This window comes from Mesorhizobium sp. M2C.T.Ca.TU.002.02.1.1 (assembly GCF_003997225.1).
The window spans coordinates 1-8,467 of sequence record NZ_RZTO01000202.1; the positions used below are offsets into that span (position 1 = coordinate 1).

Below are 8,467 nucleotides of genomic sequence, written 5' to 3' on the forward strand. Positions count from 1 at the left end.
ATCGACCACCGTGACGCTGGCGATGTCGTCGACCAGATAGGACTGCCCCTGGCCGATCTTCAGCAGCCGGTCGAGCGTCGCCTTGACGTCGTTGGCGTCAAAGGCGGTGCCGTCGTGGAAGGTGACGCCGTCGCGCAGCTTGAAGGTCCAGACCTTGCCATCCTGTTGCCATTCCGTCGCCAGCGCCGGCAGCAATTTGGATGGGTCATCAAGGTCGAAATCGACCAGTCGATCGTAGATGTTGCGGGTGACCGTGAACTCCCAGTTCACATTGGCCTTGGCCGGGTCGATTGTGCTCGGCTCGCCGGCATCGGCATAGACGAAGGTGGACGCGTCGTCGGCGAATGCCGAGTGGGAGACGCCGCCCATCAAAAGGCCGAGCGCCAGTCCCAAAATCCCATTGCGAAGCTTCATTGATCTCCCCTTAGTTTTGGTCTCTGGAAATAGAATATATCATATATGATGAAGGTCGCAAGCGCGCATGACGACGTTTCCGCATTGCGCGGCCGACTGCGAAATCGAGGACAGACGCAACGTGGAGACGCGGCGAAACGGCTGAGCCTCAGAGCCCATCCGGGAGCTTGTCCCGGATGGAGCGAGTTCTGGATTTTGAGGTACGGGAGGGGGCTGGACTAGCGCCGCGACCGCCGCGGCGGCTCGTCTTCGGCGTCTTCCTTGCTCTCGATCGCCGCGAGGTGCTCGACGAATTTGCGGCCGCCTTCGATCAGGTCCTGCTCGAAGGCGCGCCGCAGCGCCGCTTCGTCCTTGGCGCGCAGGGCGGCGATCACATTGACGTGCTGGTGCCGGCCTTCATAGGTCGGGTGGCCGTGCGGGTAGAGCAGGCTGAGCAACGGACCGGCCTGGATCCACAATCTCTCGATCATCTCGATCAAATGCGGCATTTCCGATTTGCGATGGACGGCGAAGTGGAAGTCGTAATTGTGCTGAAGCGCGGCCGCGTAGTCCTTGGTGCGCTCGGCCTCGATCAGCTTCTTATGGATGTCTTCGAGGGTTTTCAGGAACGGCTCGTCGATATGCGGCATCGCCTTTGAAGCGGCATAGGGCTCGAGCACCAGCCGGATGTCGCGCAGCTCCAGATATTCCTTGAGGCTGATCCGCCGCACGCGGATGTAGTAGCCCGGTTTCATCTCCAGCGCGCCGTCCTTGACGAGCTGGAAGATGGCTTCGCGCACCGGCGTCTCGCTGGTGCCGAGCTGCTGGGCGAGGTCGCGGATCTTCAGCCGGTCGCCCGGATGCAGCCTCGCCGACATAAGCTCCTGGCGCAGGCGCAGGTAGATCTGTGAGGACAGGCTTGTGGCCTGAATCTCAGGCAGGTTCTGCATTTCAGCGGACTCGCTTTTGCATCTGGCCGACTGTCCTCATGACCACACAGCACCAGGCATGTCCATATCGCGGCCTAGGGCGCGTTCGAAAATCCGGTTCATAACGAGTTCCTTGCGCCCACACCCGTCAGCCGGGCAGCAAACCCGTTCCGTAGTTGCCGTAGCGCTTGCCGACACGCGCCATTTCCTCTTCAGGGAGCAGCACCGGCGCGCCACCTTGCAATGCCATCAGATACTGGCGCGCCAGGGTTTCGAGTTTCACCGTGGTCTGGAAGGCGGCTTCCAGCGTCTTGCCGATGGCGATCATGCCGTGGTTGGCGAGCAGACAGGCGGTGCGATCCTTGAGCGCCTCGACCGCCGACGTTCCGAGGTCGGCCGTGCCGAAGGTGGCGTAGCGAGCGCAGCGCACATCGGTGCCGCCGAAGGCCGCGACCATGTAGTGAAACGACGGCAGCGGCTTGCACAGGCATGCCAGCGCAACGCAAGCATCGGCATGGGTATGGATCACCGCGTTGGCGGCCGGGTAGGCATTGAGGATCGCGGCATGCATGTGCCATTCGCTCGATGGAATGCCTTCGCCCCTGATGGCGCCCTGGGGATCGACATGGACGAGCCGGTCGGGCGTGAGATTGCTGCTGTTGGCTCCTGTCGGTGTGATCAGCATGCCGCCTGGCACCCGCCGGCTCACATTGCCGCTGTTGCCGTGGTTGAAGCCTTGGTCCTGCAGACGGCCGACCGTCTCGACAATGGCGTTTGGCAGATTGTCTTCGTTGATCATCAGGGCTCCGGATGCCGCATGGATTCCAGCGTCGGCAAGAACATGTCCACAGGCCCCAGCTTTCCCGATTTGAGGCTGAGCGCGACGATCTCGCCTTCTTCCGTCGTCGCGCGGGCGATGCCTGGCCCCTGGTAGGCGCCGATCCTCAAGCGATCTATTCCGAGCTGCTCGACGACCGTCCCGGACGTCTCGCCGCCCGCGACGAGGAAGCGCCGGACGCCGCGCTTGCGCAATTCCACGGAGAGCCGGCCGAGAATAGCCTCGGCGAAGCTTGCCGCCCCTTCGCGACCATGTCTTGCCTGCGCGGTATTGACCTGCTCCGGACCGGCTGAGGTGGCGATCGCGATCGGGCCGCCTTCAAGATGTATGCCCGCCCAGGCGAGCGCCGTCTCAACCGCCGCATCGACGCTTCCGGCCGAAGCGATGTCGATGCGGTGCACCGGCCTTGCCTGTTCGAACGCCGCGAGCTGCTCCAGCGTCCGTTCCGCACAACTGCCGGCCAGCACGACACCGGGGCTTTCGACCGCCGGCAGGGGGCGCTTCGGCGGCGTGTCGCCCAGCCAGCCGCGCTTGCGCCAAAGCGCGGGGTAGTGGCGGATGACCGGCGCGTTGCCGGTCATCAGCGGCCAATCGACGGTGAGCGCCGCGACCGCGGCAAGATCGTCGGTATAGATCGCGTCCATGATGATGTGCCGGATACCTTGCGCGACCAGCTGGTCGACAAAGGCTTGCCGGGTGGAAGGCTCGGCCCGCACGACATTGTGCGGCAACAGCCCGACGGCGAGTTTCGATTGCCGCTGCAGCACGTGGACCAGGTTGGGATCGGTCATCGGGGTCAGTGGATCGAACCGTTTCGGTGATTCCGAAACGAGTTGGGCGCCGACGAAGAGATGGCCCTGGAAGACGCTGCGCGCGAGATCGCCGGAGCTCGGGCAGAAGCCGGTTTGGGAAGCACGCGTCAGGGCAAGCAGCCTATCGGCCACCGGGCCGATATTGCCGTCGTCGGTGGAATCGAAGGTTGCGCAATATTTGAAAAATAGCCGCCTCACGCCGATGTCGAGCAGCCGCTGTGCCGCATCTTCCGATTTCCGAACGGCCTCGGCGGCGGGAACGACGCGGGTCTTTTGCGCGACGACCACGGCGGGCGAGTTGGCGAAATGCCGGACCAGGGCAGGCCTGGTCACGAAACCGCAGTCGACGCCGAGCGCCACCAGCATCGCGGCGGTTTCCATGCCGCCGGTGAGATCGTCGGCGACGATGCCGATGATAGGCTGCATTTTCTCCGCGTCCCCGAACTATTGTGTGCGGATGATACATGATATATCGAGTGCTGCAAACAAGTCTTGGCGAGTCGGGCGGAACGACGCCAGACGGGGGCATCTTTCCATGGACCAGCATTCAAAGAGCATCGACGGCGCCTTGCGCGCCCGGGCAAAGCGCGTCATCCCCGGCGGCATGTGGGGGCATCAGAATGCACCGCGTCTGCCGGCCGGCTATCCGCAATATTTCTCCCGGGCGCAAGGGTGCCGGACCTGGGACGCGGACGGCCGCGAGTATATCGATTTCCTCTGCGGCTGGGGGCCGATGATCCTGGGCTATGGCGATGCCGACGTCGAGGCGGCGGCCGACAGGCAGCGCGCGCTTGGCGATGCGATGAACGGGCCGAGCGAACGGCTCGTCGAATTGGCGGAACTGATGGTCGAGACCGTTCCGCATGCCGATTGGGCGATGTTCTCCAAGAACGGCACCGACGCCACGACCGCCTGCTTGACGATCGCTCGCGCGGGCACCGGGCGCCGCAAGATCCTGGTCGCGCGCGGCGCCTATCACGGCGCCATTCCGTGGTGCTCGCCATCGGTTGCGGGCGTTACCGAGGAAGACCGCGCGCATCTGGTCTATTACAACTACAACGATGTCGAGAGTCTCGAGGCCGCGGCCGAGTTGTGCAAAGGCGATCTCGCCGCGATACTGGTCTCGGCCTTCAAGCACGACCTTGGCAAGCCGCATGAATTGCCGACCGTGGCGTTCGCGCGAAAGGCCCGCGCGCTCGCCGACAGCGCCGATGCCGCGCTGATCGTCGACGACGTGCGAGCCGGCTTTCGCCTCGCTATGGGTGGCAGCTGGGAAACGGTCGGCGTGCGGCCCGACATGGCCGCGTGGAGCAAGGCGATCGCCAACGGCCATGCGCTGGCCGCCGTCACCGGCAACGACCGCTTCCGCGAAGGCGCGACACGCATCTTCACCACCGGCTCCTTCTGGACCGCCGGCGTATCGATGGCGGCCGCGATCGCAACGATCCGGAAGCTCAGCGCAGTCGATGCCGTGGCGCATATGCGGGCCATGGGCCAGCGCCTCCGCGACGGTCTCGACGCGCAGGCGCGGAAGCACGGCGTGCCCTTGCGGCAAAGCGGGCCGGTGCAGATGCCGGTGCTTTTGTTCGAGAACGATGTCGATCGCAAGCTCGGCGACACGTTCTGCCTGGAAGCGCTCGCCCGTGGCGTCTACCTGCATCCGGCGCACACGCTGTTCCTGTCGGCTGCCCACCAGGAGGCCGATATCGACCAGGCGCTGGCGGTGACGGACGAGGCTCTGGCAGCGGTCGCGCGGCTATAGACCTGAGAAAGGTTACGGCGCGACGAAGCCTTCGTGTCCCTGCAGGAAGCGCAGGAAATCCTCGCCGCCCAGGATGAGGTCCCGCTCCATGGCGGCGCGCGCCTTTTCCGAATTCTTCTCGCGCAAGCCCTCGATCACCGTCAGATGCTCGGCGGCGCCGACATATTTGTGCTCGCCTTCCTTGAAGAAGACAGTCAGCATCGGCCCCATCGAAACCCACAGGCTCTCGATATGGGCGACCAGCATCTCCATGCCGGAGAGCCGGTAGACGGTGAAATGGAAGTCGCGGTTGTAGCGGAATGAGAGCTCCGGATCGCCGGCCCGGTCCGCCTTCTCGAAGACTTTCTGGATGGCGGTCAGCTTTTCGATGTCTTCCTTGGTCGCGTTCTGCGCGGCGAGCCCGGCGGCAAGGCCTTCCAGCGACAGCCTTATGGTGCGCACCTCCATGTAGCGCGCCAGCGTCAGCGCCGGCACGGTGACGAAACGGCCCGAGCGCAGCTCCAGGCCGCGCTCGCTGACCAGCCGCAGGCAGGCCTCGCGGGCAGGGGTGACGCTGGTGCCGAGCTGGTCGGCGAGATCCTGCATCACCAGGCGCTGCCCCGGCCGGAACTGCCCCGCGATCAACCCTTCGCGAAGGGCGACATAGGCGCGCGCGGAAAGGTTGCCTTGCTCGAGCGGCTGAATGTTCACGGCAAAGGTCTCCTCGGCATTGTTGTGTGGCGTCTTCTGCCGGCGGTGATTCTACAAGATATAACCAATAGACGCTTTTTCCTTCACTGTATTGCTGTGCCTGCTAAGCAAGCAAGGATTGCGCGACGCTTTCGACGCCCGCCGCATCGAGCTTGTAGTGACGGTAGAGATGGGTCGGCGGCGCGATGAGGCTGTACTCATCCTTGATGCCGTGCCGGACGAGCCGTGCGCCGCCGCCTTCCTCGGCCAGCACTTCGGCGACCGCGCCGCCCAGACCGCCAAGGATATTGTGTTCCTCGACGGTGAGGATGATGCGCGACTTGCACGCCGCCGCCATCACCGCCGCGCGGTCGAGCGGCTTGATCGTGTGCATGTCTATGAGGCCGACGGAGTGGCCCTTGCCGTTCAAGGCCTCCATCGCCTGCTTGGCCGAGTGTACCGCCATGCCGCAGGCAATGATGGTGATGTCGTTGCCGATGCCGTGAACCACCGCCTTGCCGAATTCAAACGGGGCGTCCTTGCCATAGACGGCCGGATCGTGGCCGCGCGAGATGCGGAAATAGATCGGCTCTGGATGATTGACGGAAGCGCGCAGCGCCGCGGCGAATTGCGGGCCGTCCGCGGGCGAGACGACAGTGAGGTCGGCGATCGAGCGCATGATGGCGATGTCTTCCGTCGCGTGATGCGAGGTGCCGTAGAAGCCGAGCGAGATGCCGGTGTGATGGCCGATCAGGCGGACCGGTTGCGCGCAATAGGCGACGTCCATGCGAATCTGCTCGCAGCACAGCAGCGCCAGGAAGGAGGCGAAGGTGGCGACATAGGGCATGACGCCGGTGGTGGCCATGCCGGCCGCGGCCGAGACCATGTTCTGCTCGGAGATGCCGAACTGCGTGAAGCGCTCCGGGAAGCGGCGTGCGAAGCCGACGAGGCCGTTGGAGTGCTGCAGGTCGGCGGTGCCGGCAACGACCGGATGACCGGCCTCGGCAAGCTCGATCAGCGTGTCGGCCAGCGTTGCGAGCGAGGGCGCACGCTTGTTGAGTTCGCGGTACTGCCAGCTGTCGGGATGCAGGGCCGCGCTCATTGCGCACCTTCAAGGATCATGTCGCGGGCGCGTGCTTCGTCTTCCGGCGCGAGATAGCCGAGGTGCCAGCCGGGTTCGGTTTCCATATAGTCGATGCCCTTGCCCTTGACCGTTCTGGCGATGATGCAGCAGGGTTTTTCGCGGCCGGTATCGGCCTTGACCTTGCGCAGCAGGTTGGCGAGCGCGACGACGTCGTGGCCATCGACCTCATGCACCTCCCAGCCGAAGGCGCGCCACTTTTCGTCGAGCGGCTCGACCGCGGCGACGTCGTCGACCTTGCCGTCGAGCTGGTAGCCGTTGCGATCGACGATCGCGACGAGCTTGCCCAGCCGATGGGTGGCGGCGCTGATGGCGGCCTCCCATACCTGTCCTTCCTGCATCTCGCCATCGCCGAGCAGGACGAAGACGTTGAAGTCCTTTCCGTGGAAGCGGCCGCCGAGCGCCATGCCGACGCCATTGGAGAGGGCATGGCCGATCGAGCCGGAGCTGAAATCGACGCCGGGCACCTTGCGCATATCGGGGTGATCGCCAAGCGGGCTGCCGAGGCGGGTGTAGTCGTCGAGCCAGGAGCGGTCGAAGAAGTCGAGGTCGGCGAGGATCGGGAACTGGCCGACCGCCGCATGGCCCTTGCCCATCAGGAAGCGATCGCGATCAGGCCAGCCCGGCTCGCCGCGGCGCAGCCGCATCGTGTCGTAGTAGAGCGTCGAGAAGATCTCGGCGCAGGAGAAGACCGACGAGTAGTGGCCGACCTTGGCGATCGAAATCAGCCTGATCGTTTCCAGCCGCACGAAGCGCGCGCGCTCGCGCAGGCGGGCAGCCTGTTCGTCCGATATCCCGTCATTGCCGCTGTTGCTCGGCCACCGGCTCGCGCCTGAGGACGCCATGGTCGATCTCCTCCATTTCCGTTTATCTGACCCTCGACAACTTATAAGTTATAAGATATTTGGTTGAGCCGCAAGAACAATCATTCGCCCTAGGGAACAGGAAATGCTGCACAATTCGGCCCGGGCCATCGACATGAGCCTGCATCTGCATTCGCAGACGGACCCGCGACGGCACGAGCAGGACGGGCCGTTGATCGTCTCCGGCGGCGACGGCGTCTATGTGCGCGACGATGCCGGAAACCGCTATATCGAAGGCATGGCCGGGCTATGGACGGCATCGCTCGGGTTCAACGATCAGAGGCTGGCCGCAGCCGCGGCCGCCCAATTCGCCAAGCTCGCCAACTACCACACCTTCAACCATCGTTCGAACGAGCCTTGCATCGATCTGATCGAACAGCTCGCGGCGGTCTCTCCGATTTCATCGTGCAAGATATTCCTCGCCAATTCCGGATCGGAAGCCAACGATTCCATGATCAAGCTCGCCTGGTACTATCAGGCGGCGCGCGGCAAGCCGGAGAAGCGGCGCATCATCAGCCGCAACGGCGCCTTCCATGGCAGCACGGTGATGGGCGCGGTGCTGAGCGGCCTGCCGCATATGCACCGCTCGTTCGGCATGAACACCGACGACATCCTTTATGCCGGCAAGCCGCATTTCTACCGCGAAGGGCAGGAGGGCGAGAGCGAGCAGGTGTTCGCCGACCGGCTGATCGCCGAGCTGGAGGCGATGATCCTTGCCGCCGGCCCCGACACGATCGCCGCGATGATCGCAGAGCCGGTGATGGGGGCGGGCGGTGTCATCGTGCCGCCGACGGGTTATTTTCCGAAACTGCGCCAACTGCTCGACAAGCACGACATCCTGCTCCTGGCCGACGAAGTGGTCTGCGGCTTCGGCCGTACCGGCAACTGGTTCGGCAGCCAGACTTTCGGCTTCAAGCCCGATATGTTCTCGGTCGCCAAGGGCCTGTCCTCGGGCTACCTGCCGATCGCGGCGGTGGTCGTGTCTGACGCGCTCTATCAGGCGATAGCCGACGAGGGGCACCGCAACGGCGTCTTCGGGCACGGCTTCACCTATTCGGGC

Annotated in this window: 9 protein-coding genes; 2 read left to right on the forward strand and 7 right to left on the reverse strand. The window is 64.4% G+C overall.

Annotated features, from left to right (window positions below):
* The 4 genes from EOD07_RS13365 to otnK form a co-directional block, all read right to left on the reverse strand.
* A partial coding sequence (locus EOD07_RS13365; protein ID WP_245470116.1) for an ABC transporter substrate-binding protein occupies window positions 1-369 on the reverse strand: 369 nt, incomplete at its 3' end.
* A 263-nt stretch (window positions 370-632) separates the two neighbouring features.
* On the reverse strand, window positions 633-1,343 hold the full coding sequence (locus tag EOD07_RS13370) for a GntR family transcriptional regulator (RefSeq protein ID WP_040983779.1): 711 nt from the start codon (window positions 1,341-1,343) through the stop codon (window positions 633-635).
* Between the two features lie 127 nt (window positions 1,344-1,470).
* Window positions 1,471-2,121: a class II aldolase/adducin family protein gene (locus EOD07_RS13375; RefSeq protein ID WP_127235787.1), complete on the reverse strand. Its 651-nt coding sequence runs from the start codon at window positions 2,119-2,121 to the stop codon at window positions 1,471-1,473.
* Window positions 2,121-3,398 carry a 3-oxo-tetronate kinase gene (gene otnK, locus EOD07_RS13380; protein ID WP_127235788.1) on the reverse strand — a complete coding sequence of 426 codons (1,278 nt, stop codon included), beginning with the start codon at window positions 3,396-3,398 and terminating at the stop codon, window positions 2,121-2,123. Before otnK ends, EOD07_RS13375 begins: the two co-directional genes overlap by 1 nt.
* Before the next feature lie 109 nt (window positions 3,399-3,507).
* On the opposite strand from otnK, the gene EOD07_RS13385 reads away from it, so the two are divergent.
* Entirely contained in the window at window positions 3,508-4,734 is a 1,227-nt protein-coding gene (locus tag EOD07_RS13385) for an aminotransferase class III-fold pyridoxal phosphate-dependent enzyme (RefSeq protein ID WP_127235789.1), read from the forward strand.
* Window positions 4,735-4,746: 12 nt separating this feature from the next.
* On the opposite strand, the gene EOD07_RS13390 is transcribed toward EOD07_RS13385, so the two are convergent.
* The 3 genes from EOD07_RS13390 to EOD07_RS13400 form a co-directional block, all read right to left on the reverse strand.
* A complete protein-coding gene (locus tag EOD07_RS13390; RefSeq protein WP_071030401.1) occupies window positions 4,747-5,424 on the reverse strand; it encodes a GntR family transcriptional regulator in 678 nt (225 codons plus the stop codon).
* 103 nt (window positions 5,425-5,527) lie between these two features.
* Window positions 5,528-6,505 (reverse strand): transketolase C-terminal domain-containing protein, encoded by a 978-nt coding sequence (locus tag EOD07_RS13395; RefSeq protein ID WP_127235790.1) that lies wholly within the window; start codon window positions 6,503-6,505, stop codon window positions 5,528-5,530.
* Window positions 6,502-7,389: a transketolase gene (locus EOD07_RS13400; protein ID WP_052457812.1), complete on the reverse strand. Its 888-nt coding sequence runs from the start codon at window positions 7,387-7,389 to the stop codon at window positions 6,502-6,504. Before EOD07_RS13400 ends, EOD07_RS13395 begins: the two co-directional genes overlap by 4 nt.
* Window positions 7,390-7,492: 103 nt before the next feature.
* On the opposite strand from EOD07_RS13400, the gene EOD07_RS13405 reads away from it, so the two are divergent.
* A partial coding sequence (locus EOD07_RS13405; RefSeq protein WP_245470114.1) for an aminotransferase class III-fold pyridoxal phosphate-dependent enzyme occupies window positions 7,493-8,467 on the forward strand: 975 nt, incomplete at its 3' end.